This window comes from Rhizorhapis suberifaciens (genome assembly GCF_014200045.1).
GTDB classification, from domain to species: Bacteria; Pseudomonadota; Alphaproteobacteria; order Sphingomonadales; family Sphingomonadaceae; genus Rhizorhapis; species Rhizorhapis suberifaciens.
In genome coordinates, this window is the sequence record NZ_JACHOV010000001.1 from 137,773 (window position 1) to 161,296 (window position 23,524).

The window sequence follows — 23,524 nt, forward strand, 5'->3', positions numbered from 1 at the left end:
AGACGAAAGGGGGAAAATGTTGAAAATCTTGATGGCGGCGTTCTTGTCGCTTCTCCCCATATCCGTACAGGCCCAGGGCTGGTCGCGAAGCTGGTCCGCCGTGCCGCACAGGATTGTCGCCCCGCTTCCCGATCCTGCCGTTCCCGACATTCGTGACAGCACGATCCGTCAGGTCGTTCGCCTGAGCGATGGTGGCGACCTGATCCGCATCCGGCTTAGCAATGAGCTGTCGGAAAAGGCGGTGCTGGTCGGCGCGGTTCACGTCGCGCTTGTCGATAAGGCCGGTCAGATCCTGCCGGACACGGGCAGGATCGTGACATTTGGTCGCAAAGCCGCTTTTCACCTTCCCGCCCAGGCGCCTCTTGTCAGCGACGCGGTCAGGCTGCCGGTGAAGGCGCTCAGCCGCATTGCGATCAGCATGTATCTCCCTGAAGGAGCGGTGGGAGGAACATTGCACTGGAACTCCTATGCTACTGGCTGGATAGGTCCCGGCAATCAGGTGGGCGCTCCCATGCTTGAAAGGGCGGGCCGCTTCGATCGTCGGCTGATATTGTCGGCGGTGGAGGTTCAAAACAGGCAGCCTCACCGCACGATTGTCGCACTTGGCGATTCGATTACCGATGGAGCCAACACCAGCCCCGATCTCAATAGGCGCTGGCCGGATATTCTTGCTGAGCGCCTCTTGCCTGAAACAAAGGGTGCCGTCGGCGTCGCCAATGCGGGGATCAGCGGCAACCGTGTGTTGCGCAACGGGTCCGGCCCCAACGCATTGGCGCGGTTCGATCGCGACGTGCTGGCGGTTCCCGGGGTCAGCCATGCCATCATCCTTGAAGGGGTGAATGATATCGGCGCGGCATGGCGAGCGAAAGATCCAGTTCCTCCGTCCGCAGAGGATCTGATTTCAGCCTATAGGCAGCTTATCGAGCGGGCCCACGAACATGGCGTGAAAGCGGTCCTGGGCACCATCCTCCCTTTCAAGGGCGCGGGATATTGGAGCGACTATGGAGAAAATGTCCGGAGGGCCGTCAACAGCTGGATCCGGGATAACAAAGAGGCGGACGGGCATGTGGACTTCGATAGGGCATTGGCAGATCCCGCCGATCCATCCCGGCTTGCGCCACAGTTCAACTCGGGAGATTTCCTCCACCCCAATGACGCAGGACATGCAGCAATGGCGCACGCCATCGATCTGAACCTGCTTCTTCGCTAACAACATTGCCGCAGTGTCGGAGATCGGGCAAATGGACGAAATGTCCAACGATCTGTTCTCCTTTTTCCAAAGCCGCTTTCCCGGCGATTTGGCAAAGCCGTTCCTAATCCTGCCAGACCAGCGTGATATTTCCTACGCCGACCTGATCGATCGAACCGGTCGTCTCGCAAATCTTTTCTGCAGTCTTGGCCTGCAACCCGGAGACCGGGTGGCGGCACAGACGGAAAAAAGCGCGGACGCGTTGCTCGTCTATCTGGCTGCGGTTCGGAGCGGCGCGGTGTATCTGCCCCTTAACCCTGCCTATACGACCGCGGAGGTCCGCTATTTCCTGAGCGATGCAAAGCCAGCGCTTTTCATCTGTCGTCCCGACGATGCGCCAGGGATGCAGGAACTCGCACGCGAGGTCGGGGTCCCAAACCTATTGACGCTAGGGGCCTCTGGGGAAGGAAGTCTGCTTCCTATGGCGCGCACGAAGGTTGCCACATTTACGGACGCGGATCGGGGTGAGGAAGACTTGGCTGCAATCTTGTATACGTCCGGCACCACCGGCCGATCCAAGGGCGCTATGCTGACGCACGGCAATCTCCGATCCAATGCAGAGACGCTGCGCGAATATTGGCGCTTTTCACACGAAGACCGCTTGCTGCATGCGCTGCCGATCTTCCACACCCATGGGCTGTTTGTGGCGACGAACACCATCTTGGCGGCGGGTGCTTCGATGATCTTTCTCCCGCGCTTCGATGCCAAGGAACTGGTGCGGCATTTGCCCGACGCCACGACCTTGATGGGCGTGCCGACATTTTACACCCGCCTGCTGGCGGAAGAGGGCTTCACCAGGGAACTGGTTTCGCACATGCGGCTGTTTGTTTCAGGCTCGGCTCCCTTGTCGGCTGAGACGCACAAGGCATTTGCCGCGCGCACCGGGCATGCGATCCTGGAACGCTATGGCATGACCGAGACGAATATGAACACGTCCAATCCTTATGATGGCGAACGCGTACCGGGCAGCGTCGGATTTCCTTTGCCGGGAGTAGAGTTGCGCATCGCGGACCCGGAAAGCGGTCAACCGTTGAAAGGCGAAGTCGGAATTATAGAGGTGCGCGGTCCCAACGTGTTCAAGGGCTATTGGCAAATGCCGGAAAAGACGGCGGAGGATTTTCGAGCCGATGGCTTCTTCATCACGGGGGATCTGGGCCATGTGGATGAGCGTGGGTATGTCTGCATCGACGGACGGGCAAAGGACTTGATCATTTCAGGCGGGTTCAATGTCTATCCCGCAGAGGTGGAGGCGGTTGTGGATGCCATTCCCGGAATCGTGGAAAGCGCCGTCATCGGCTTGCCTCATCCGGACATGGGCGAAGCGGTCGTCGCGGTGGTGCAATCGAAGGACGCCTCGCTCGACGAGGCAAAAATACTTTTCGCACTGGCGGATCAACTCGCTCGATATAAGCAGCCCCGGCATGTGCTGTTTGTCCCTGAATTGCCGCGTAACAGCATGGGCAAGATACAGAAGAAGCTGCTGAGGGAGGAGCATGCGCAACTGTTCACTGACGCGGCCTCCTAACGCGACGGCATGTCACGCACCGGCAGCTTTTCCGGCAAGACAAATAGCGTAACGAATTTTTCCGCCAAAGCCCGGTCACCCTCGATACGAAGGGCTCCGGTTTTTTCCAGGTCGCGCAGCAGCGCCCCACTATAGACGGCGCCTGCAACCGCCGTGGGATCGCCGGTAAAGGTGGCGGCGGCGGAATCCGGCTCATCGCGTACCACGTCGACTATTCCGTCATGCACATGTGCCACAAAGCGTTCATCATTGAGCCGAAAACCTACTCTCACATCCATCCCGTCGGCGCGTCCGGCGTCGATCATCGTCTGAAACGAAAGCATCAATGACACGGCGCTTAGTGGCAGTGTCGGATCATGCCCTGGATGGCGAGTGGCCCATCGACCAAGGATCCCAAGCAACTGTTGGGCCTCATAGCCCCATTGGGTGAGCTCATAAACCTGGACGCTGGCGGGGGGCGGCAGCTTGCGTCGGTGAAGAATTTGGTTCGCCTCCAGTCCTTCCAGTCTCTGTGTCAGGATATTGGCGCTGATGCCGGGGAGATCCCGTCGCAGGTCGCTGAAGCGGCGAGGGCCGAACATGAGCTCTCGCATGATCAATATGGCCCAGCGCTCTCCGATCATTTCCAAGGCAAAAGCCGTGCCGCAGCCGTCGACATACCAGCGTTTCTTATCTATTTGACTCGTATCCGTGTGTTTAGATGACTTCATGGTTGCTTTTTGTAACTCACATCGACATGATGGTCAATAATGAGTCGGCACGCGGTTGTTCAGCAACAGGAGCATCAAAATGCCCATTTGCCCCGAAGCGGCAATCTAGCGCGTGGGGAAGGGCGCCCTGCGTTCCAGGCCGCACTTAAGGCGCAACATGCCGACTTCGTGACCGAACCTGCTTGAGGAGAGGAAAAATGACCAACCCACATGGCGATTTCATTTGGTACGAGCTGCTGACGACCGACGCCGACAAGGCGCAGTCATTTTATGCCGATGTCATTGGCTGGACGGCGGCCGACAGCGGGCAAGAGGGGATGGACTACCGCATTCTAGAAGCAAATGGAGACGGCGTTGGCGGCTTGATGCAATTGACGCAAGACATGATCTCTGGCGGCGGACGGCCAATATGGCTGGGCTATATCGGCGTTGAAGATGTTGATGATACGGTGGCCGCGATCAGCGGCGGCGGGGGCACTATCCAGATGCCGGCCATGGACATTCCCAATGTGGGCCGGATTGCCATGGTTGCCGATCCCGAAGGCAATCCCTTTTATGTGATGCGAGGGGCAAGCGAAGGCGCCAGCACGGCGTTTTCCCAATCGGACGTTGGTCATTGTGCGTGGAACGAGCTGTCCACACGGGATCAGGCGGGCGCGATTTCATTCTATCAGCAGCATTTCGGCTGGGAGAAAGGAGACGCGATGCCCATGGGTGAAGTGGCGGATTACCAGTTCATCGTCCAGAACGGAATGACCATAGGCGCAATATCGCCCTATATTGCAGAAGGGGGCAAGACGGGCTGGACCTATTATTTCCAAGTGCCGGACATTGATGCCGCGATCGAAAAGATCGGCAGCGGCGGCGGACGGGTTGTGAATGGGCCGCACCAGGTTCCCGGCGGTACATGGATCATCATCGGCGTCGATCCCCAGGGAGCGACCTTCGCGCTGGTCGGTGCAAGAAAGGACTGAACAATGGCAATGGAAAAGATCACCCCGTGTCTCTGGTTCGATGGCAATGCGGAGGAAGCGGCCAATTTCTATGTCGGCGTGTTTCCCGACAGCCGCATCGATGTCATCAATCGATCGCCTGTGGATACCCCCTCCGCGTCGAAGGGAGAGGTCCTGATGGTCCAGTTCACATTGGCAGGGCGGGCGTTTACTGGCCTCAATGGCGGTCCGCAGTTCCCCTTCACTGAAGCGGTTTCTTTTCAAGTCGACTGCGCGGATCAAGCCGAAGTAGATCATTACTGGTCGGCATTTACATCCGATGGCGGTAGCGAAAGTCAGTGCGGTTGGTGCAAGGATCGGTTCGGTCTTTCCTGGCAAGTAGTGCCGCGCCGGATGATTGAACTACTGGGTTCGGCTGACCATGCCGCCGCGGCGCGGGCGATGCAGGCAATGTTTGAAATGACGAAAATGGATATCGCCGCTCTCGAAGCCGCTGCCAAGGGGGAGTAGAGATGCTTGAAATATTCGGGCATCCCTTCTCTTCCTATACCTGGAAGGCGTTTATTGCTTTCTATGAGAACCAAACGCCTTTCACCTTTCGGATGCTGGATCCAGAGCACCCCGAAAATAGCGAGCGGCTTCAGGCGCTCTCACCGCAGGGCAAGTTCCCGGTACTGGTCGATGATGGTCGGGTGGTGTTCGAAACATCGGTGATCATTGAATATCTGCAGGTTCACTATCCTGGAGCGCTGCGTCTCATCCCGTCCGATCCCGATGCAGCTCTTGATGTGCGGATGCTTGACCGGTTCTTTGACAATTACGTGATGGCACCGATGCAGACGACCGTTTTCGATTATATCCGCGAAGAAAAAGACCGGGACGCCCAAGGTGTGGCCGTCGCCCGAGAAACGCTTACCCGATCTTACGCATGGCTGGAGAAACGATTGGAAGGCCGGATCTTTGTGTGCGGCGAAGATTTCACCCTTGCCGATTGCGCCGCGGCGCCGTCACTCTTCTATGCCGACTGGGTGCACGAGATGCCGGCAGATTATCCATTGCTGCGGGCCTACCGTGCCCGCCTTCTGCAGCGGCCGTCGGTCAAACGCTGCGTGGATGAGGCGCGACCTTACCGCTCTTTTTTCCCGCCGGGAGCTCCCGACCGTGACTGAAGCGCGATAATGCCAGGCTAGCAACGCTCTATTCTATAACAGTCTCGTTTATAGGCGGATGCAGCCGCAAGCGCGTCACCCGCCTTGGATCACCGTTCAGAATTTCGAGCCGCCAACCGCTGTCCTCATGAGTCAGGACTTCGCCGGGCTGAGGCACGTGGCCGGCAATGACGAAAGCCAGCCCGCCTATCGTATCGACATCTTCCTCCACCTTGGCCAGGGCTGGATCGATTGCGCGCGCGACATCATCCAGTTCAGCACGGGCGTCTGCTTCCCATAAGCCGTCATCGCAGGGAACCAGAAGCGCTTCGGGTTCCTCATCATGTTCGTCTTCAATATCGCCGACGATTTCTTCAACTAAGTCCTCAATAGTCACGAGCCCCTCGGTCCCGGAATATTCGTCGAGGACAATGGCAAGGTGAGTGCGTTTCGCACGCATTTCAGCCAGCAGGTCCAGCACGCCCATCGTTTCCGGCACATAAAGCGGCTGACGGATTAACGGTGACAAGCTCTTCGGGGGTGGCTCAGTGCTGGCAAGGATTGCGAACGCGTCGCGAATATGGATCATGCCCACAATCGTATCCAGGCTCTCCTTGTAAACCGGAATGCGGCTGTGTCCCGCCTCGGCAAACAATGTTACGAGTTCATCAAAACTCGCGCTTTCCTCGATCGCGATGATGTCGGCACGCGGCACGGCGACGTCGTCTACGGTATGTTCGCTGAAATGAAGGAGATTGCGGAGCATCTGCCGCTCCAGCGGCGTCAGATCGCCATTAGTTGGCTGGGCACCATCATCATCCTCGTCATATTCGTCGATGGCTTCTTCCAGCTCTTTGCGGAGGGAATGCTCGCTGTCATCTCCGAAAAGCAGGGACCTGAGGCCCCGCCATAATCGCCCGCCTTCGCTACTTTCCGGCTCTTTCTGGCCGGGTTGGCTACTGTCGTCAGCCATTGAGTGTCTTATGTCCTTTACCTGTCGTCATAAGGATCGGAAATGCCGATGGACCGGAGGGCCTCGATTTCCAAGGCCTCCATCGCCTCTGCTTCGGCTTCTTCCATATGGTCATAGCCCAGCAAATGAAAAGTCCCGTGAACAATAAGGTGTGCCGCGTGATCGGCAACTGAAATATTCTTCTCAGACGCCTCGTAAATGCATACACAGCGGGCGAGCACTATATCGCCGAGCAGGACTTCCCCATCATCTCCATTGGACTGCGCCTCCAGTAAATCGGCTTGGACCAGTGGGAAGGAAAGCACATTGGTGGGCTTGTCCTTGCCGCGATATTGCGCATTCAGTTGCTGCACTTCAGCATCGCTGGTGAGCTTTATGGCTATCTCGAACATCGCTTCCATGCCGATAAATTCAGCATAGGGACTATGCGCGATGGCCGCCGTAACCGCGCGTGTACCAAGTTCTTCCCAATTCGTGTCCCCCGGCCATACGCCGTCATTCTGTACGGCGATATCAAGCATCCTTGCCCTCATAGGCCTCGACGATGCGACCGACGATCGGGTGGCGTACGACATCGGACGCGCCAAAACGGACAGTCGCGATGCCATCCACGCCTTCCAGCTTCGACACGGCGTCGGCAAGGCCCGATGCGCCCGGGACCGGCAAATCCGCCTGCTTGGGGTCGCCGCAAATTACCATCCGGCTGTTTTCGCCAAAACGGGTAAGGAACATCTTCATCTGCGCGGTCGAGGTGTTCTGTGCCTCGTCCAGAATGATGAAGGCGTTGGCGAGCGTACGACCACGCATGAAGGCGAGCGGAGCGATCTCGATCTCACCGCTGGCTATGCGCCGTTCAACCTGCTCGGCGGGCAGCGTATCGTATAGCGCGTCATAAAGCGGGCGCAGATAAGGGTCGACCTTGTCCTTCATGTCGCCGGGCAGGAATCCCAGGCGCTCTCCCGCCTCGACAGCGGGCCGGGAGAGGATCAGGCGATCCACGGATCCGGTTATGAGCTGGCTGACGGCCTGCGCGACCGCGAGGTAAGTCTTGCCGGTGCCTGCCGGACCAAGGGCGAAGATCACCTGATCCCTGGCCAGTGCCTCCATATAGCGGATTTGAGTCGCCGAACGCGGGACAATGGTCTTTTTGCGCGTACGGATCATGACCGTCGGGGGCTGGCTTACGTCGGTGCGAATAATCCCGTCCAGCGTCGGTTCGGCGGACATGGCGATCACGGCCTCCACCGCCCCGGAATCGATTTCCTGACCTTTGACGAGGCGATTATAGAGACCGGTCAGCACGTCCCGCGCTCTTGCCGCTGCCTCAGCATCGCCTTCGATTTGCAGCTTGTTGCCGCGCGCGGCGATATAGACGCCCAGCCTGTTTTCGATGGCGACCAGGTTCTGGTCATATTCGCCAAAGAGCGCGCCGAGCAGATGAGGTTTTTCGAAATTGACCTCGAGCCGCCCCCGATCGCCGACCTCGGCCTGGACATGCTTTTTCGCCATTTAGCAGCTCCTCTCTGTCATCATCCCTGCACAGGGGATCATCCATCTCCCGTCGCCTGCTTGTTGAAGGCCGGAAAGATGGCTTCCCGCCTTCGCGGGAATGTTGAGGAATTGCATCAGGCAGCTTTCCTTTTCTTCACTTCGCCGTGCAGGCTGTTGGGGCCGGCAGAAACAATATCCACGTCGATCATGTCACCGATCGCCGCGCCTTCTTCTTGCACATGGATTGACTGCAACCAGGGCGATTTGCCCACCAGCTGTCCCGGCCGCCGCCCCGGTCGATCGAGAAGCAGGCTGGTTGATTTCCCGATTGTGGCCTGGTTGAATTCCAGTTGATATATGCCGAGCAGCGCCTGAAGTCGCTTCAGCCGATCGTCCATCACTTCCGCGGCAACCTGACCTTCCATGGCTGCGGCCGGCGTTCCGGGGCGAGGGCTATATTTGAAGGAAAATGCTTGCGCGTAGCGTACATCCCGGACGATCTGCAGCGTAGCTTCGAAATCCGCTTCGGTTTCGCCAGGAAAACCGACGATGAAGTCTCCCGAAAGCGCGATGTCGGACCGGCTATGGCGGACCTTGTCGAGCAGGTCGAGATAGCTCTTCACGCTATGGCTGCGGTTCATTGCCTTCAATATGGGGTCGCTCCCCGCCTGTACCGGGAGGTGGAGATAGGGCATCAGCTTTTCGACATCGCCATGCGCCGCGATAAGGCCGTCGGTCATGTCATTGGGATGGCTGGTGGTATAGCGGATACGCTGGAGACCCTCCAAGCGGTCCAGCGCTCGGATGAGCCCGTCAAGGCCCTGTGTGCGTCCAGTCTCGTCCTCACCTTGCCAGGCATTCACATTCTGCCCTAGCAGGGTAATCTCCTTGACCCCGCCGTCGATGAGGGCCTTCGCCTCATCCATGATCGCGCCCCAGGGCCGGCTGATTTCTGCGCCGCGCGTGTAGGGCACCACGCAATATGTGCAGAACTTGTCGCAGCCCTCCTGCACGGTCAGAAAGGCGGTCGGGCGCTTCTGTACCGCGCGGCTGGGAAGCTCCTTGAACTTGGAAGCAGGGGGCATGTCGGTATCAAGCGCTGCTTGACCCGACCTTGCCTTTTCTATCAGGCCGGGCAGCCGATGGTAAGCCTGTGGGCCCACCACGATGTCGACTTCGCGGGCGCGGCGGGGAATTTCCGCCCCCTCGGCCTGGGCGACGCAGCCCGCGACGGCGATCATCGGCCGCGTGCCATCCTCGCGATGCAACCGGCCAATATCCGAATAGACCTTCTCAACCGCTTTCTCGCGAATATGGCAGGTGTTTAGAACCACGATGTCCGCATCCGTGCCCTCGGCGGCGGTCATCCCCTCGGCAGTAAGCATTTCGGCCATGCGTTCGCCGTCATAGACGTTCATCTGGCAGCCGAAGGATTTAACGTGGAAAGTTTTTGGTTTTTCGCGAGTCATCTTCATTCATCTATACATGGCCGCCCGTACCTGCAAAAGCGGACAGACAAGCCGCTATTCTTTTTCGCGCCTCTATAGCAATCGCCTTTCGGTCCGAAAAATGTGCCGGATCGAAAGGCTCCAGAAAGCGCAACGTCACTGGCAACTGGCCTTCCCGCGCGAGCACGCGAGCCGCGTTCTTGCCGGCAGGCTCACCGTTGATCCAGGCAATATCGGGCGCGGCATCGCCATAATCGATAAAGACGGGCTGTACCAGCATGTCCCTGGGCGGGGGCGCCATTACAGCAAGCAACGAAGGCTTGAAAGGAAGGAGTGACACACCATCGCCCGTGGTGCCTTCGGGAAAGACGGCGATGGGCTGGTGACGCGCGAGCGCGCCGCGCAACTCGTCGACTTGTTTATGGACATCGCGGCGCGTTTCGCGGGAAACAAAGATCGTGTTATTCTGTGCTGCCAGCCAGCCGATAAGCGGCCATCGCGCTATGCCGTCATGTGCGACGAAAGCGCAACCTGAGTGCCCCCCTAAAGCTAGAATGTCGATCCAGCTGACATGATTGCTGACATAGAAGGCGTCATGGCCCATGGGTTTGCCCTCGATGTGGACCCGTGCGCCTGCCGATCGCGCTGCGAGGGCAAGAAAGCGGGACGGCCATGGCGAAGGGCGCCGGAAAAGGCGATAGAGAAGGTGTGGCGGCAAACAGGCAAAAAGGCTGGCGATGAGCAGGCCAATACGCATGGCGCGCCGGAGTCTGGCTGGCGGCCGGTTCGAAGAAGAGACATGCGTCGCATCGGCAGAGGATGCAATGCCCAGCAGCCCATTGTCCCGATCAGATAAATTCATGTCCATTTGTTTTGAACGAGGCGCGGTTTTAGCCTAGGACCAGCGGCCTCACGTGAACAGGACAATCCTGATATCTGGCGTCCGTAAGTGGCGCTGGAACTTCGAATGGAGGACGGCTGGGAGAAATCAATCGTCCTGGCCCTGCACAGTTGATCTGGAGTCAGGACAGGAAAATCCTCAATTCTTGCGGTCGAGCGCAACGCCGTAAAGTTCCATGCGGTGATCGACCAAACGGAAACCAAGTTTCTCCGCAATCTGGCGCTGAAGCTGTTCCAATTCCGGATCGACGAATTCAATCACATTTCCCGTTTCAACATCGATCAGATGATCATGGTGCGATTCCGGCGCGGCCTCATAACGGGATCGGCCGTCCCCAAAATCGTGACGCTCCAAGATGCCGGCTTCCTCGAACAGCCGTACGGTGCGATAAACGGTGGCTATGGAAATGCCAGGGTCAATTGCATTCGCGCGTTCGTGCAGCTTTTCCACGTCCGGATGATCTTCCGCTTCAGACAGAACGCGTGCAATCACCCGGCGCTGCTCAGTAATTCGCAGGCCTTTTTCCGCACATAGCGCTTCAACGTCGATTTTCCGGTTCATTACAACTCGCGATCCGATTCCTGAATATGCTCAGGACTAGCCGTTTTTTGGCTGACGGAAAAGGGCCGCCAATGGAAAGGCGGGGCGAAAGGATGACGCCCCGCCCTGTAGAATTTTTTCGCTAAGCAGAAGTTACTTTGTCCGGCGGCGGCGCTTTGTGCCCAGGCCGATCTTTTTGGCCAGGCTACGGCGCTGTTCGGCATAATTGGGCGCGACCATGGGATAGTCCGCGGGCAAATTCCATTTCAGGCGATAATCCTCGGGGGTCATCTGATAATGCGTCATCAAATGGCGCTTGAGCATTTTCAGCTTTTTGCCGTCTTCGAGACACACAATATAGTCGGGCTTTACGGAAGCGCGTACGGAAACAGCCGGCTCCTGCTTCACTTCGGGAGCAGCCGGTGTGCTGGACAGTTGTGACAGTGCCCCGTACACGTTCTGAATCAACAGCGGCAGGTCAGATACGGCCACGCTGTTATTGGAGACATGTGCAGCAACGATATCCGACGTAAGTGTAATCAGCATTTCGCCCTGAGCGGACTGTTCTTCCATATTTAAGCTCCTTTATGTTTTCTTGGCGACCCCACCGTGCTTCTGCACGGTAATATTTAGGCGCTGCAGCAATAACTATTTATTGGCTGCGATTCAAGGGCTTTTGTCATGATCTGCCAAGTCCATCAGGAAGCTATGTGCGTCAAAGAGTTGTCCCGCTTCGCCGCGATAGTAGGACTTACGAGTATTTCTATGCGAAAATCCTACCGATTTATACAAGTTAACGGCCTTGTTTGTCGAACGTACCTCTAAATGAATATGTCTAATGTTCCGTTCGATGGCCGCCGAAATATTGTCCATGAGCAAATTGCGACCAACTTTCTGCCCCTGCCAGGCGGGATCCACCGCCAATAAAAGCAACTCTGCCTCGTCCAAAACGGAACGCATTAAGCTGAATGCGATAATCTTTTGGCCACACTGCGCAATAGTCATCCAACTGCCCGGCATGTCAAGCATGCCTTCTACCTGAGAGCGCGTCCAGGCTTCTCCAAAGGCGGAGTCAAATGCTCGCCCCATCACCTGCATGACCTGCGTCAAATCGCCGTGACTGCCAGGGCGGCAAATAATGGAGGGGGCAGGTTCGCTCATGCCAAAGGCCGTGCATCTGCGCCGCGGCCGTAGAGCGGGCGCGGAGGGAGGTTGGCAGAACCATGCGGCAACATGAAAAAATCCGACGCATTCGGGTGCCTCGAAATCGCTTCACCCCAGCCTCGTGCCGCCACAAGAGCAGGTGCGCCTGGGCCGAAGACGCAATGCTGGTCTAATTGTTTTGCCAGAATGGAAATCGGCGTTGAGGCCAATTCGCTCAGGGGGCGCAGGGTTTGGCTGTTGAAGCATTGCCAGAAAAGTTCGCCATGTCCGCCAGTTATGGTGACAGCAATGGTCTCGTCATCAGAAGCCTCGGCCTCGTCCTTGGTTGCGGCCGCAATCATGGTGAGCGCGCTGTAGCCCACCAGCGCGGCTTCCCATGCGAAGGCGAGAGCGCGCGCGGCGGCTATGCCGATCCGGACGCCGGTGAAGCTGCCTGGACCCACGTCGACGGCGATTCGCTCAGCCTTTCCCATTTCGGGCAACCGTTCGATCATCGGGAGAAGGCGCTCAGCATGGCCGCGCCCAACCACTAGATGTTCACATGCAATCAGCACATTGTCTTCAAACAGCGCAACCGAGCAGGCTTCGGTCGCCGTATCGATCACCAAAGTCCGCAAACACCATCCCCACGCTGAAGCTTGCCTCAGTTAACCGATGGAAGGCGATTTGCCAACGTCTGGTCCGCACGCTTATGTCAGACTGCGCGGACCTCGGTCACTTCTGGCACATAGTGTTTCAGCAACTGCTCTATTCCGTTTTTGAGTGTCGCTGTGGAAGAGGGGCATCCCGAACAGGCGCCCTGCATCCGCAGATAAACTTTTCCGTTATCGAAGCCGCGATAAATAATGTCGCCTCCGTCATTCGCGACGGCGGGGCGGACCCGTGTTTCAATCAGTTCCTTGATTTGCTCGACTATCTCAGCATCGGCGGGATCGTCCTCAAAATCCTCGTCCTCCGACGGAACCGCAATCCCCTCAGCTGTTCCGGATCGGAAGAGAGGCATGTTTGCCGAAAAATGGTCAAGTAAAATGCCCAGAACATCGGGCTTGAGGTCGCTCCATGATGCGCCTGGCCCGGCAGTCACCGAAATGAAATCGCTGCCGAAAAAAACGCCCTGGACGTCACCTAGTGAAAAAAGCGCGTCCGCAAGGGGCGAAGCCTCTGCTTCTTCGGGCGTGGCAAAATCGCGCGTTCCCATGTCCATGACCTTCCGGCCAGGCAGGAATTTCAGGGTCGCCGGATTGGGCGTGGCTTCAGTTTCTATCAGCATGGCTGCTATTTGGGGCTGCCGAACGGAAGGATCAAGTAGAGAGTGGGCCTATCTCATTGGGAGGAAACCCAGCGCGTCATCCAGAATTGCAAACAAGGCCACGTTCACCTGGCCCTTGAGCATCTTTGGGGCAAGGAAGAGGCGAACCGGCACAGCCCCTCGATCTCGTGTAACGATGTCCGCTCGGCAGGAGACCGGCCCTTTTCCTTCGAATATATGCGCTATATGCAAACTGCATTTGCGTTGCGATTGACCTTCGAACAACTCGCAAAAAGATTTTTGACTAATCGCATGAGCGCGAAACCGCACCAGCCGGGTCAAGCTGGGATGAACCTGAAGCAGCGTTCCGTCAGGTTCGATCGATCCGACGGCGCAGCCGACCATCATCGATAGCAATTGTTGTTCAGCGTCCTGCCGAGCCAGCAACTCGTCAGCCGTGCTTTCGGAGGTGATGTCTGTGGCGAACAGGACGCCGCCTCCGGGGAATGGAACGATTTCCACCTGATGGCAACGTTCCCGCGCAGAATCCAAAGAGAGTGCAAGAATTTGGGGCGAGCCGCTGGAGAATAGGGATTGAATTGCTGTTGCAATGCAATCCCGCACCTGTTCGTCAAAAAGTCGCGAGACTTGCTGGGCCAGAACTTCGCCCGGCTTTCTGCCGATGAAACGCGCAGCAACGCCGTTAATGCGAAGGACCTGCTGATGTTGATCGAACTGGATGAAGAGGCTTTTCATTCTTGCAAGCACCACGTCGAGCTGTCCACGAAGCTGCTCGGCATGCTCGTCGCTCCCCCCCTGGGCGGCCAGTAATTTGCTATAATGGTCAGCGGAAATCAGGATGGAGCGGGGGCGCCCATGATGAAGGATGGTCACTGGTCGCTCGCTGCTGCGATCCTGCCACTCTGAAAAATGCCGCACGATTTCTGTGGCGGTAACGCCCTGTTTGTTAACCGCCATTCGCCGATGTGGAGCATTGGCCATTCTTGCAGAATAGCCGATCTTTGCACCTGGTAGAGCTAGGGGATTGCGCCAATCTGACGCAAGTTGGAGCGGCACCCTCGGCATAGATGCTTGCAATCGGCAGGGTTCTCAGCCATATGCGGCGCTGCGCAGCAATGGACGGTATCCGTCCTGGAGCAATTGGCAGCGTGATCGTCCGATCAGAATAGAGTCGGACCGGCCAATGACAATGCGTTTTGCTTGAGGCTTCCCTTTTCACGCGGGTCGTTTCGCCACCCGCGATCGCTTGGGTGCGCCGATTCGCGCGCCCAGGCTTCCGCTTTTTTGTGAGTATTTTAATTGACCCAGTTTAAGGAACTTGGCCTCGCCGAGCCCATTTTGAAGGCGCTCGCCGCCAAGAACTATGACAACCCAACGCCGATCCAGTGCCAGGCCATACCGCCGTTGCTGGAGGGCCGCGACCTGTGCGGCATTGCGCAGACCGGAACCGGAAAGACGGCGGCCTTCGCGTTGCCCTCGCTTCATTATTTTCATAACAATCCGAAACCCTCGCCATTGGGCAGCTGCCGTATGCTTGTCCTCTCGCCCACGCGCGAATTGGCGGCACAGATCGCCGAAAGTTTTCGCACTTATGGCCGCTTCATGCGCCTGTCCGTGGAGACGGTGTTCGGTGGAGTCCCGATTGGGCGACAGATCAAGCGAATGCAGGCTGGTGTGGACATTCTTGTCGCCACGCCTGGTCGGCTTCTGGACCTGATAGACCAGAAGGCGATTCATCTTCGCGACGTCGAGATATTTGTGCTCGATGAAGCAGATCAGATGATGGATCTTGGCTTCATTCAACCGCTGCAGCGCATCGACAAACTTTTGCCCCGGAAACGGCAAAGCCTGTTCTTTTCCGCGACCATGCCAAAAACAATTGCGGAATTGGGCGACCGGTTCCTGACTGATCCGATCAAGGTCAGCGTTGCGCCGCAATCGTCCACGGCCGAGCGGGTGCGTCAGTTCGCAACCTATGTAAACCAGGCTGAAAAGCAGGCGTTGCTGACTTTAACCATCAAGGGCGAGAATATCGATCGGGCGCTTATCTTCACTCGCACCAAGCATGGCGCCGATCGCGTCGTGCGCTTTCTTGAAGGTGCCGGCATCGAAGCGGTCGCGATCCATGGCAACAAAAGTCAGGGCCAGCGCACAACCGCGCTTCAGGCTTTCCGGCAGGGCCGGGTGAAACTACTGGTTGCAACCGACATTGCGGCGCGGGGTATCGACGTGTCCGGAGTGTCTCACGTCATCAATTTCGAACTTCCCAATGTGCCGGAGCAATATGTCCATCGCATCGGCCGTACCGCACGGGCCGGGGCGGAAGGCGTGGCGATCAGCTTTGTTGCTGACGACGAACGGCAATATCTGAAGCAGATCGAGCGGACGACGCGGGTGCGTTGTGAAATCGTGGCGCTACCGGAGAGTTTCGCTGAGGCGGTCCGTAACCTTCCCAAGCCTGCGCCTGCTCGCAAGGGTGGCGGAGATCGACCGGAGGGGCAGCGCGGCCGCGACGATCGCGCACGAGCGCATACCGAAGGCAGGGGCCGCCCCGACCGGGCACATCGTCAGGAAGGCGCGCGTCCCGAAGGGGAAGGTCAGCGCAAGCGGCCGTTCCGTCGCCGCAAGATCGTGGGTGCACATCAAGGCGCGGTTCGGAAGTTCGGCGACCGCTAAGCGTCGCGCCTCAAATGAGGATCACCCTCTTCGTCCCGAGGGCAATCGAGGGGCGTTGGGGCTACCTGTCTCGACGTCGCTCGACACGAACGGGACGTGGGTTATATTAAAAGCTTGATGTTCTAAAGATAGCATCTCTCATTTTGAAACCCCGTGGCTGCAAGAGCACACGGGGTTTCAATCACAGGTCGATAAATCCCGAAAGAGTGGCCTCTCAGGCCGCTGACTTGCGACGCTCCGCCAGTTCGTCGTTCAGCATTTCCGCCAGCAGGAACGCCAGTTCCAGCGACTGGGCTGCATTGAGACGCGGGTCGCAATGTGTGTGGTAACGATCCGCCAGTCCCTCATCGGTTATAGCGATGGCGCCGCCCGTGCATTCGGTTACGTTCTGCCCGGTCATTTCCGCATGGATACCGCCCGCGAAACTTCCCTCGGCGCGATGCACTGCAAAGAAGCCGCGTACTTCGCCCAGGATGCGGTCGAATGGCCGTGTCTTATAGCCATTGGCGGCCTTGACGACGTTGCCATGCATCGGATCACAGGACCAGACCACCGGATGTCCTTCGCGCATCACGGCGCGGACGAGCTTGGGCAGCCCTGCTTCGATCTTGTCATGCCCGTAGCGCGTGATGAGCGTCATTCGACCGGGCTCGCGAGCCGGGTTGAGCGTGTCCAGCATGCGCAGCAGCGCATCAGGCTCCAAGCTTGGTCCGCACTTCATGCCAATAGGATTGCCGATGCCGCGCAGATATTCGACATGCGCCGAACCTTCAAATCGCGTGCGGTCGCCGATCCAAAGCATATGCGCGCTGGTATCGTACCAATCACCCGTCAGCGAATCTTGCCGCGTTAGCGCCTGCTCATAAGGCAGAAGCAGCGCCTCATGGCTGGTGTAGAAGCTTGTGGCTTTCAATTGAGGCACTGTGTCCGGATTGATCCCGCACGCTTCCATGAAATCCAAGGCATCGCCGATCCTGTCGGCCATCTCACCGAATTTCTTCGCCCATGGGCTGCGGCCCATGAAATCCAGCGTCCAGGCATGGACCTGATGCAAGTTGGCATAGCCGCCCTGGGAGAAGGCGCGGAGCAGGTTCAGCGTCGCTGCTGCCTGATTATAGGCCCGCACCATGCGCTGGGGATCAGGCTCGCGGCTGGTCTCTTCAAACGCGATATCGTTGATGATGTCGCCGCGATAGCTGGGCAGTTCCTTGCCGCCATGCTCTTCTGTGGGGGTGGAGCGAGGCTTGGCGAACTGGCCCGCCATGCGCCCGACCTTCACGATGGGGAGCTTCGAGGCATAGGTCAGCACGACCGCCATCTGCAACAGAACGCGGAACGTGTCGCGGATATTGTTCGGATGGAACTCAGCGAAGGATTCGGCGCAATCGCCGCCCTGCAGCAGGAAGGACTTGCCTTCCGAAACATCGGCCAGTTCGGCCTTCAGATTGCGCGCCTCACCTGCAAAGACCAGCGGGGGATAGCTTCCGAGTTGCCTTTCCGCGGCGGCCAGCGCCTCGGTGTCCCTATACTCGGGCATCTGCCGCCCTTCATGGCTCCGCCAGCTTTCAGGCGTCCAATTCGCCGCCACGTCACGCACTCCTGCAAAAAAGATAATCGGCCCGCCCTATGAGCGCTTGACCGGAATTTGGCAAGCTTCCCAAGGACTGATGATTCTTTCCTTAGGCGAAGTGTGGCTTGGGAGGAGGAAATGACTCAAGCCGTTCCCGGCGAAGCCCATTAAAAATCAATCCAGCGAAATCGTCCATTCCCAGCGAAGCGGATCGCCGTCCATCACTTCAACACCCTTTGCTGCCAGCGCGTCGCGGATGGCGTCCGAAGTTACAAAATCCTTGGCCGCGCGTGCGGATTGACGGCGGTCCAGTTCGGATTCAATTTCCGGCTCAGTAATCGTTGCGTCTCTTGGCCGAATGCGCAAATCGGATCGCTCGAGTATCAAGATGTTGAGGCCAAGCGCCTGATCCATTACCGCCGCCAGCCGGAGCTTGTCATCTACGGGCACCTTCTTCATCGACAGCACCTCTTCGATTATCGGAAGGGCGCGAGGAACCATCAGATCATCGCTGAGCGCCGCATCGAACTGTTCCAAGAGCGGCTGCAGCTTAGGGTGAAGATTGGCAGTAAGGACGGCTTTGTCCGCCGATTGCCAGCTTGTTGCCTCTGCGCGTGCTTTCAGTCCTTCGACGGCCATGACCATCCGCTTCAGCCGCGTAAGCGCCGCCCCAAGATTTTCCGGTGAGAACTCCAATTCGCTCCGGTAATGCGCCGACAGACAGAGCATTCGATAGGCCAAGGGGTGTACGCCGCGATCAATGAGCGAAAAGAGAGTCGTAAAGCCGCCTTTGGACTTCGACATCTTGCCGCCGCGATCGATCAGGAAGTTATTGTGCATCCACCAGTTGGCGCCAGTACGGGATGTGCCGGTATAGGCCTGGTTCTGCGCTATTTCGTTGGGGTGGTGGATTTCACGATGATCGATTCCGCCGGTGTGGATGTCGAACTGTTCGCCAAGATATTTCATGCTCATGACGGAGCATTCCAAATGCCATCCGGGCGCACCCTTGCCCCACGGGGAGTCCCATTCCATTTGGCGTTGTTCGCCCGACGGGCTGGCGCGCCAGATGGCGAAATCGCTGGGATGGCGCTTGCCTTTTACCGGATCGATGCGCGCGTTCCCCGCATCGTCGCGTGCGCCGGCCAGCACACCATAATCGGGCACCGACGTGCTATCGAAATAAAGGCCGCCTTCAAGCTGGTAGCAATGCTCTGTTGCGATGTGCTTGGCGTATTCGATCATGTCATTGATATGATCGGTCGCCACCGACCATTTGGTGGGTTCGACTATGTTGAGGTCGGCGATATTCTGCTTGAAAGCCTGCGTATAATGCGCGGCGATATCCCATATGCTCTTCGCCAGAGCGCGGGCCGCCGCCTCCATCTTGTCATCGCCCGCGTCGGCGTCGGAGGTCAGATGGCCGACATCTGTGATGTTGATGATGTGGGTGACATCATAGCCTTTCCATAGCAGCGTACGGCGCAATGTGTCGGTGAATACATAGGCTCGCAAATTGCCGAGATGGGCATAATTGTAGACCGTCGGGCCGCAGCTGTAGACACGCACATGGCCGGGGGTGATCGGCGCGAAAGGCTCGATCTGGCGCGTCAGGCTGTTGAAGAGGCGGAGGGGTGCGTTGTCGTTCATGCGGGGAGTGTTTGGGCATGTAGGCCGACAAAATCAACGTTTAGGTGATCGATCGGTCTCACCTGTTTGCGGGAATGACGACGTTGCAATGTGCAAGGGTCTCGCTTCCACGACAGTATAAAAGCAAATCAATCCTCGTCGAACAGCCCCGCAAGTTGCTCCACCATTGTCCCGCCGAGCTGTTCGGCATCCATGATGGTGACGGCGCGGCGGTAATAGCGTGTCACGTCATGGCCGATGCCGATAGCAATAAGCTGCACCGGTGAACGGTTTTCGATCCAATCGATCACCTGACGCAAATGGCGTTCCAGATATGTGCCGCTGTTGACCGAAAGAGTACTGTCATCGACGGGCGCCCCGTCGCTGATCACCATCAGGATGCGGCGGTCTTCAGTCCGGCCGATCAGACGGTTATGCGCCCAGAGCAGCGCCTCTCCGTCGATATTTTCCTTAAGCAGGCCTTCGCGCATCATCAGGCCAAGGTTACGGCGAGCGCGCCGCCAGGGTTCGTCTGCTTTCTTGTAGATGATATGGCGCAGGTCGTTGAGACGGCCGGGTTGGGGAGGGCGACCGGCGGCCAGCCAATCTTCGCGGGATTGCCCACCCTTCCAGGCGCGGGTGGTGAAGCCGAGTATCTCCGTCTTCACGCCGCAGCGTTCCAATGTGCGGGCCAGAATGTCCGCGCTGATCGCCGCAATGCTGATCGGGCGCCCCCGCATCGAGCCGCTATTGTCGATCAGCAGCGTGACGACGGTATCACGAAATTCGGTGTCCCGTTCGGCCTTGTAGGACAGGCTGTGGGTAGGATTGACGACCACACGGGCCAGCCTGGCAGCGTCGAGCAGCCCCTCTTCCTGGTCGAAATCCCAAGACCTCGTTTGCTGCGCCATAAGCCGCCGCTGCAGGCGGTTGGCAAGCTTCGTCACCGCGCCTTGCATGTGAACAAGCTGTTGGTCAAGGAAACCGCGCAGGCGGTTCAGTTCTTCCTCGTCACAAAGCTCCTCCGCCGTAACAATTTCATCATAGCCGGGGGTCCAGATCTTGTAGTTGAACTGTGCGTTGAGGTCGGCGGGCGGGCGATTAGGCCGCACAGGCATCATGCCCTCTTCGCCCATGTCGCCAGCATCGCCCTGACCGTCGGAGTTGAAGTCTTCGTCGCTATATTCCGCGTCGGTCTGCTCGCCGTCGCCGCTGTCCTGCTGCTGGCGCGATTCTACGGACTGATCGCTGTCGCCCTGACTTTCCTGATCCTCGCCTTCCTGTTCATCCTGGCCTTCCTCCTCCTGTTCGTCGGAGCCTTCATCCTCCGCCTGTTCAGGAGGTGCCTCGGCATCGACAAGGTCCAAATGTTCGAGCAGGGCGGTGCTCAATGTCTGGAAAGCATGTTGGTCGTCCAGGGCAAGACCCAGTGCATCGAGATCAGATCCCGCCTTGTCCTCAATCCATTGGCGGACGAGGTCAACGCCGGCTTGAGCGCTCTGAGGAGGAGTTTGACCGGTCAGCCGCTCACGGACCAACAACCCGATTGCGGTGGAAAGCGGCACTTCATTCACATTCCGTGCGCGGCTGATTGGGTCGGAACGCATCCGCATCGCAAGGGCGTGGTTAAGGTTGGCGGCCACACCCTCCATCTGACGCGAACCAATCGCTTCGACCCGGACCTGCTCGACGGCGTCATACACGGCACGAGCGATCGCGTCGCCAGGCGCTCCTCGAGCGTGTATTGCCGCGTTGTGATGCCGCAGCTTCAGTGCATAACTGTCCGCAAAGCCGCGCGCTTCAGCCACCTGATCGGCAGGCAGGTTGCGTCCGGGCATTGGCACGCGGATATGCTTCCCTGCACTGTGCGGCGGATCGGCCGTGAAGTTCAATTCCACCTCAGAATCCGCGGCAACGGCCCGCGCCGCGCCGCCCAGCACGGCCTTGAATTCATCCAGGGCGGAGCGTTGAGTCATCGCTTATTTGACCAATGCGGAGATACAGGCTTGCCGCAACACCGGAAGATCATCCATTATCGTGTTAAATAGCGAACGGAGATCAATCGCATCATATTCATGACGAAGCATGTTGCTCAATCCGCGAACTGCTCCTGTAGGAATGTTCGGTGCAATAATACTCATCCAATCAGATCCAATTTTGATAACTGCCTTCGACGATCAGGCCAGGAGGGAAGCCTTTGTCACTCCGCTCGTCCCACGACGCTTTCCGGCAGGTCGTCACCGAAGACGCGCTGATAATATTCCGCCACCAGCGTCCTCTCCGCCTCATCGCATTTGTTGAGGAACGAGAGGCGGAAGGCAAATCCGACGCTGTTGAAAATCAGTGCGTTTTGCGCCCAGCTGATCACGGTGCGAGGGCTCATGACGGTAGAAATGTCGCCATTGATGAAACCGCGGCGTGTCAGCTCGGCCACCTTGATCATGTTTTCAACGGTCTTCTTCCCGCCCTCATGATCATATTCGCCGGACTTGGCGAGCACGATTTGCGCCTCGGTCGCAGCGGGCAGATAGTTCAGCGTCACCACTAGATTCCAGCGATCCATCTGGCCCTGGTTGATCTGCTGCGTACCGTGGTACAGGCCGGTCGTATCACCCAGGCCAATGGTGTTGGAGGTAGCGAACAGACGGAACCAGCGATTGGGGCGAATCACCCGGTTCTGATCGAGCAAGGTCATCTTGCCGTCGGTTTCCAGAACGCGCTGGATAACGAACATTACGTCGGGGCGTCCGGCGTCATATTCGTCGAACACGAGCGCCACAGGGTGCTGCAAGGCCCAGGGGAGCAAGCCTTCCTTGAACTCCGTTACCTGCTGCCCGTCTTTCAGCACGATGGCGTCGCGGCCGACCAAGTCGATGCGGCTGATGTGCGCGTCGAGATTGATGCGGATGCAAGGCCAGTTGAGTCGCGCTGCCACCTGCTCGATATGGCTGGACTTGCCGGTGCCATGATAGCCCTGCACCATCACGCGTCGATTGTGCGAAAAACCAGCAAGGATCGCCATCGTGGTGTCCGGATCGAACACATAGGCAGGGTCGATGTCGGGCACGCGTTCATCCGCCTGGGAAAAGGCCGGGACTTCCAGATCGATGTCGATACCGAAGACCTTGCGGACATTGACGACCTTGTCGGGCGTGTCCATCAGCGTCTCGGCACGCGTATCAGGTTGGGCGTTAGGAATGTCGGTCATGTGCTTGCCTTGTAAAAATCTCTAAATTCACAATTCCGCTTATGTCGAGCAAAGTCGAGACATGTTTTTCCATCCACTGGTACGCCGTTAACCGCGCAAGGACGGGCGGAGGTCAGAATCACCCAAAGGCGGGTGCCTTTCGCAGGTGCGTATAAGCTGAGATCACGTCCTGCAATGCTTTCTCGAAGCTGCGGTCGCCGCCATTCTTGTCAGGATGATATTTGCGGACCAATTCGGTATAGCGCGCGCGCAATGCTTTTCGGTCGGCATCGGTCGCTAGGCCCAGCGTTCGAAGCGCTTTGCGGTCGTCGCTCGACAAAGGCTTTCCGTCCTGCCGCGCGTGCACTTTTTTTAACTTTTCCTTGTATCGCGCCCCGATCGCATCAAGCGGGTCTGCAAAATCCTGCCAGCGGGGAGGCGGAGATGCCGCACTGGAAGAAAAGGCGCGGGTTTCGCGTTCCCACCCGGCATAGGGGCGCTGCGCCTCTTGGATTTCCTCAGTCGTCATGCCTGAAAAATAATTGTACCGTTGATTGAATTCCCGCACATGATCCAGGCAAAGCCATAGCCAGGACCCCTGATTATCGGGCTGGCCCTGCCGCCCTCCTTCTTGCGGTGCGCGGAATTCACCTGCCTGATCGCATCCAGCCACGGCGCAGCATGCTTGCCGCCCCGCTACGCGCCCGTGGAAGCGTTCATGCTTTCTTCTTTCTTCTGATGGACCGGTTGCCAAAATTCTGCCGTCAACGCTTAAAGTTGGAATCGAAAGCGGTATATAGGGACGATGACCCAATCACCGAAAGGCCCCGTGGCCACCGAAATCGAACAAAGGCTGCATGCAGCTCTCTCTCCCCTTCATCTATCCGTCATCAATGACAGTGCCAAGCATAGCGGCCATATGGGCGATGACGGTTCAGGCGAAAGCCATTTTACCGTAGAGATCGTGTCGCAAGCCTTTGCCGGTCAAAGCCGCGTCAACCGTCAGCGCATGGTGAACAAAGCTCTTGCGGACGTGCTCGCTGAAAAAGTCCATGCGCTTGCCATCAAAGCCAGCGCGCCCGGCGAATGA

General features: G+C 58.0%; 25 protein-coding genes. 7 read left to right on the forward strand and 18 right to left on the reverse strand.

Annotation, left to right across the window (positions count from 1 at the left end; all coding sequences use genetic code 11):
* Positions 1 to 16: 16 nt before the first annotated feature.
* Positions 17 to 1,210: an SGNH/GDSL hydrolase family protein gene (locus tag HNQ99_RS00695; RefSeq protein WP_184473722.1), complete on the forward strand. Its 1,194-nt coding sequence runs from the start codon at positions 17 to 19 to the stop codon at positions 1,208 to 1,210.
* Between the two features lie 31 nt (positions 1,211 to 1,241).
* On the forward strand, positions 1,242 to 2,774 hold the full coding sequence (locus HNQ99_RS00700) for a malonate--CoA ligase (protein ID WP_246414315.1): 1,533 nt from the start codon (positions 1,242 to 1,244) through the stop codon (positions 2,772 to 2,774).
* Here the strand turns inward: HNQ99_RS00700 and HNQ99_RS00705 are convergent.
* A complete protein-coding gene (locus HNQ99_RS00705; protein WP_184473723.1) occupies positions 2,771 to 3,484 on the reverse strand; it encodes a winged helix-turn-helix transcriptional regulator in 714 nt (237 codons plus the stop codon). The two genes, HNQ99_RS00700 and HNQ99_RS00705, sit on opposite strands and share 4 nt — an antisense overlap.
* Before the next feature lie 197 nt (positions 3,485 to 3,681).
* Between HNQ99_RS00705 and HNQ99_RS00710 the strand changes: the two genes are divergently transcribed.
* The 3 genes from HNQ99_RS00710 to HNQ99_RS00720 are packed head-to-tail and all read left to right on the forward strand — an operon-like array spanning position 3,682 to position 5,606.
* Positions 3,682 to 4,458, forward strand: coding sequence for a VOC family protein (locus HNQ99_RS00710; protein ID WP_184473724.1), 777 nt, complete (start codon positions 3,682 to 3,684; stop codon positions 4,456 to 4,458).
* 3 nt (positions 4,459 to 4,461) lie between these two features.
* Positions 4,462 to 4,947, forward strand: a complete 486-nt coding sequence (locus tag HNQ99_RS00715) for a VOC family protein (RefSeq protein WP_322790285.1) — start codon at positions 4,462 to 4,464, stop codon at positions 4,945 to 4,947.
* A gap of 2 nt (positions 4,948 to 4,949) precedes the next feature.
* Positions 4,950 to 5,606, forward strand: a complete 657-nt coding sequence (locus tag HNQ99_RS00720; RefSeq protein WP_184473725.1) for a glutathione S-transferase family protein — start codon at positions 4,950 to 4,952, stop codon at positions 5,604 to 5,606.
* Between the two features lie 28 nt (positions 5,607 to 5,634).
* On the opposite strand, the gene HNQ99_RS00725 is transcribed toward HNQ99_RS00720, so the two are convergent.
* The 11 genes from HNQ99_RS00725 to HNQ99_RS00775 all read right to left on the reverse strand — a co-directional run bounded on the left by HNQ99_RS00725 (position 5,635) and on the right by HNQ99_RS00775 (position 14,329).
* Complete coding sequence (locus tag HNQ99_RS00725; protein ID WP_184473726.1) at positions 5,635 to 6,558, reverse strand: hemolysin family protein; 924 nt, start codon at positions 6,556 to 6,558, stop codon at positions 5,635 to 5,637.
* A 17-nt stretch (positions 6,559 to 6,575) separates the two neighbouring features.
* Positions 6,576 to 7,079 carry an rRNA maturation RNase YbeY gene (ybeY, locus tag HNQ99_RS00730; RefSeq protein ID WP_184473727.1) on the reverse strand — a complete coding sequence of 168 codons (504 nt, stop codon included), beginning with the start codon at positions 7,077 to 7,079 and terminating at the stop codon, positions 6,576 to 6,578.
* Positions 7,072 to 8,067 carry a PhoH family protein gene (locus HNQ99_RS00735; protein ID WP_184473728.1) on the reverse strand — a complete coding sequence of 332 codons (996 nt, stop codon included), beginning with the start codon at positions 8,065 to 8,067 and terminating at the stop codon, positions 7,072 to 7,074. Before HNQ99_RS00735 ends, ybeY begins: the two co-directional genes overlap by 8 nt.
* Before the next feature lie 116 nt (positions 8,068 to 8,183).
* Entirely contained in the window at positions 8,184 to 9,518 is a 1,335-nt protein-coding gene (miaB, locus tag HNQ99_RS00740) for a tRNA (N6-isopentenyl adenosine(37)-C2)-methylthiotransferase MiaB (RefSeq protein ID WP_184473729.1), read from the reverse strand.
* Between the two features lie 10 nt (positions 9,519 to 9,528).
* Positions 9,529 to 10,254, reverse strand: coding sequence for a lysophospholipid acyltransferase family protein (locus HNQ99_RS00745; protein WP_184474009.1), 726 nt, complete (start codon positions 10,252 to 10,254; stop codon positions 9,529 to 9,531).
* A gap of 282 nt (positions 10,255 to 10,536) precedes the next feature.
* Positions 10,537 to 10,959 (reverse strand): Fur family transcriptional regulator, encoded by a 423-nt coding sequence (locus HNQ99_RS00750; protein WP_184473730.1) that lies wholly within the window; start codon positions 10,957 to 10,959, stop codon positions 10,537 to 10,539.
* Between the two features lie 132 nt (positions 10,960 to 11,091).
* Positions 11,092 to 11,511, reverse strand: a complete 420-nt coding sequence (locus tag HNQ99_RS00755) for a MucR family transcriptional regulator (RefSeq protein WP_184473731.1) — start codon at positions 11,509 to 11,511, stop codon at positions 11,092 to 11,094.
* Positions 11,512 to 11,604: 93 nt separating this feature from the next.
* The gene (rimI, locus tag HNQ99_RS00760; protein WP_184473732.1) at positions 11,605 to 12,099 is read right to left on the reverse strand and encodes a ribosomal protein S18-alanine N-acetyltransferase; all 495 of its coding nucleotides are present in this window, start codon (positions 12,097 to 12,099) and stop codon (positions 11,605 to 11,607) included.
* Positions 12,096 to 12,719 (reverse strand): tRNA (adenosine(37)-N6)-threonylcarbamoyltransferase complex dimerization subunit type 1 TsaB, encoded by a 624-nt coding sequence (tsaB, locus tag HNQ99_RS00765; RefSeq protein ID WP_184473733.1) that lies wholly within the window; start codon positions 12,717 to 12,719, stop codon positions 12,096 to 12,098. Before tsaB ends, rimI begins: the two co-directional genes overlap by 4 nt.
* A gap of 77 nt (positions 12,720 to 12,796) precedes the next feature.
* Entirely contained in the window at positions 12,797 to 13,372 is a 576-nt protein-coding gene (locus tag HNQ99_RS00770) for a NifU family protein (protein ID WP_184473734.1), read from the reverse strand.
* 48 nt (positions 13,373 to 13,420) lie between these two features.
* On the reverse strand, positions 13,421 to 14,329 hold the full coding sequence (locus HNQ99_RS00775) for a PAS domain-containing protein (RefSeq protein ID WP_184473735.1): 909 nt from the start codon (positions 14,327 to 14,329) through the stop codon (positions 13,421 to 13,423).
* 342 nt (positions 14,330 to 14,671) lie between these two features.
* On the opposite strand from HNQ99_RS00775, the gene HNQ99_RS00780 reads away from it, so the two are divergent.
* A complete protein-coding gene (locus HNQ99_RS00780; RefSeq protein ID WP_184473736.1) occupies positions 14,672 to 16,048 on the forward strand; it encodes a DEAD/DEAH box helicase in 1,377 nt (458 codons plus the stop codon).
* A 214-nt stretch (positions 16,049 to 16,262) separates the two neighbouring features.
* Here the strand turns inward: HNQ99_RS00780 and HNQ99_RS00785 are convergent, their stop codons facing one another.
* From HNQ99_RS00785 to HNQ99_RS00810, 6 genes are all read right to left on the reverse strand, one after another.
* Entirely contained in the window at positions 16,263 to 17,636 is a 1,374-nt protein-coding gene (locus tag HNQ99_RS00785) for a class II 3-deoxy-7-phosphoheptulonate synthase (protein ID WP_184473737.1), read from the reverse strand.
* A 156-nt stretch (positions 17,637 to 17,792) separates the two neighbouring features.
* On the reverse strand, positions 17,793 to 19,268 hold the full coding sequence (cysS, locus tag HNQ99_RS00790; RefSeq protein WP_184473738.1) for a cysteine--tRNA ligase: 1,476 nt from the start codon (positions 19,266 to 19,268) through the stop codon (positions 17,793 to 17,795).
* A 128-nt stretch (positions 19,269 to 19,396) separates the two neighbouring features.
* Positions 19,397 to 21,223 carry a cobaltochelatase subunit CobT gene (cobT, locus tag HNQ99_RS00795; protein WP_184473739.1) on the reverse strand — a complete coding sequence of 609 codons (1,827 nt, stop codon included), beginning with the start codon at positions 21,221 to 21,223 and terminating at the stop codon, positions 19,397 to 19,399.
* Positions 21,224 to 21,226: 3 nt separating this feature from the next.
* Positions 21,227 to 21,388: a HepT-like ribonuclease domain-containing protein gene (locus tag HNQ99_RS00800; protein ID WP_184473740.1), complete on the reverse strand. Its 162-nt coding sequence runs from the start codon at positions 21,386 to 21,388 to the stop codon at positions 21,227 to 21,229.
* 59 nt (positions 21,389 to 21,447) lie between these two features.
* Complete coding sequence (gene cobS / locus HNQ99_RS00805; protein WP_184473741.1) at positions 21,448 to 22,455, reverse strand: cobaltochelatase subunit CobS; 1,008 nt, start codon at positions 22,453 to 22,455, stop codon at positions 21,448 to 21,450.
* Positions 22,456 to 22,573: 118 nt separating this feature from the next.
* Positions 22,574 to 23,188: a J domain-containing protein gene (locus tag HNQ99_RS00810; protein WP_184473742.1), complete on the reverse strand. Its 615-nt coding sequence runs from the start codon at positions 23,186 to 23,188 to the stop codon at positions 22,574 to 22,576.
* Between the two features lie 51 nt (positions 23,189 to 23,239).
* On the opposite strand from HNQ99_RS00810, the gene HNQ99_RS00815 reads away from it, so the two are divergent.
* Positions 23,240 to 23,524 (forward strand): BolA family protein, encoded by a 285-nt coding sequence (locus HNQ99_RS00815; protein WP_184473743.1) that lies wholly within the window; start codon positions 23,240 to 23,242, stop codon positions 23,522 to 23,524.

Bases quoted from the DNA above. Each gene is read 5' to 3' on its own strand.
- HNQ99_RS00775 (WP_184473735.1), bottom strand. From the start codon at position 14,329: ATGGCGGTTAACAAACAGGGCGTTACCGCCACAGAAATCGTGCGGCAT.
- HNQ99_RS00800 (WP_184473740.1), bottom strand. From the start codon at position 21,388: ATGAGTATTATTGCACCGAACATTCCTACAGGAGCAGTTCGCGGATTG.
- HNQ99_RS00715 (WP_322790285.1), top strand. From the start codon at position 4,462: ATGGCAATGGAAAAGATCACCCCGTGTCTCTGGTTCGATGGCAATGCG.
- HNQ99_RS00695 (WP_184473722.1), top strand. From the start codon at position 17: ATGTTGAAAATCTTGATGGCGGCGTTCTTGTCGCTTCTCCCCATATCC.
- rimI (WP_184473732.1), bottom strand. From the start codon at position 12,099: ATGAGCGAACCTGCCCCCTCCATTATTTGCCGCCCTGGCAGTCACGGC.
- HNQ99_RS00705 (WP_184473723.1), bottom strand. From the start codon at position 3,484: ATGAAGTCATCTAAACACACGGATACGAGTCAAATAGATAAGAAACGC.
- HNQ99_RS00735 (WP_184473728.1), bottom strand. From the start codon at position 8,067: ATGGCGAAAAAGCATGTCCAGGCCGAGGTCGGCGATCGGGGGCGGCTC.
- HNQ99_RS00770 (WP_184473734.1), bottom strand. From the start codon at position 13,372: ATGCTGATAGAAACTGAAGCCACGCCCAATCCGGCGACCCTGAAATTC.
- HNQ99_RS00755 (WP_184473731.1), bottom strand. From the start codon at position 11,511: ATGGAAGAACAGTCCGCTCAGGGCGAAATGCTGATTACACTTACGTCG.
- HNQ99_RS00815 (WP_184473743.1), top strand. From the start codon at position 23,240: ATGACCCAATCACCGAAAGGCCCCGTGGCCACCGAAATCGAACAAAGG.
- HNQ99_RS00750 (WP_184473730.1), bottom strand. From the start codon at position 10,959: ATGAACCGGAAAATCGACGTTGAAGCGCTATGTGCGGAAAAAGGCCTG.
- HNQ99_RS00745 (WP_184474009.1), bottom strand. From the start codon at position 10,254: ATGCGTATTGGCCTGCTCATCGCCAGCCTTTTTGCCTGTTTGCCGCCA.
- HNQ99_RS00725 (WP_184473726.1), bottom strand. From the start codon at position 6,558: ATGGCTGACGACAGTAGCCAACCCGGCCAGAAAGAGCCGGAAAGTAGC.
- HNQ99_RS00710 (WP_184473724.1), top strand. From the start codon at position 3,682: ATGACCAACCCACATGGCGATTTCATTTGGTACGAGCTGCTGACGACC.
- ybeY (WP_184473727.1), bottom strand. From the start codon at position 7,079: ATGCTTGATATCGCCGTACAGAATGACGGCGTATGGCCGGGGGACACG.
- cobT (WP_184473739.1), bottom strand. From the start codon at position 21,223: ATGACTCAACGCTCCGCCCTGGATGAATTCAAGGCCGTGCTGGGCGGC.
- HNQ99_RS00700 (WP_246414315.1), top strand. From the start codon at position 1,242: ATGGACGAAATGTCCAACGATCTGTTCTCCTTTTTCCAAAGCCGCTTT.
- miaB (WP_184473729.1), bottom strand. From the start codon at position 9,518: ATGACTCGCGAAAAACCAAAAACTTTCCACGTTAAATCCTTCGGCTGC.
- cysS (WP_184473738.1), bottom strand. From the start codon at position 19,268: ATGAACGACAACGCACCCCTCCGCCTCTTCAACAGCCTGACGCGCCAG.
- HNQ99_RS00720 (WP_184473725.1), top strand. From the start codon at position 4,950: ATGCTTGAAATATTCGGGCATCCCTTCTCTTCCTATACCTGGAAGGCG.
- cobS (WP_184473741.1), bottom strand. From the start codon at position 22,455: ATGACCGACATTCCTAACGCCCAACCTGATACGCGTGCCGAGACGCTG.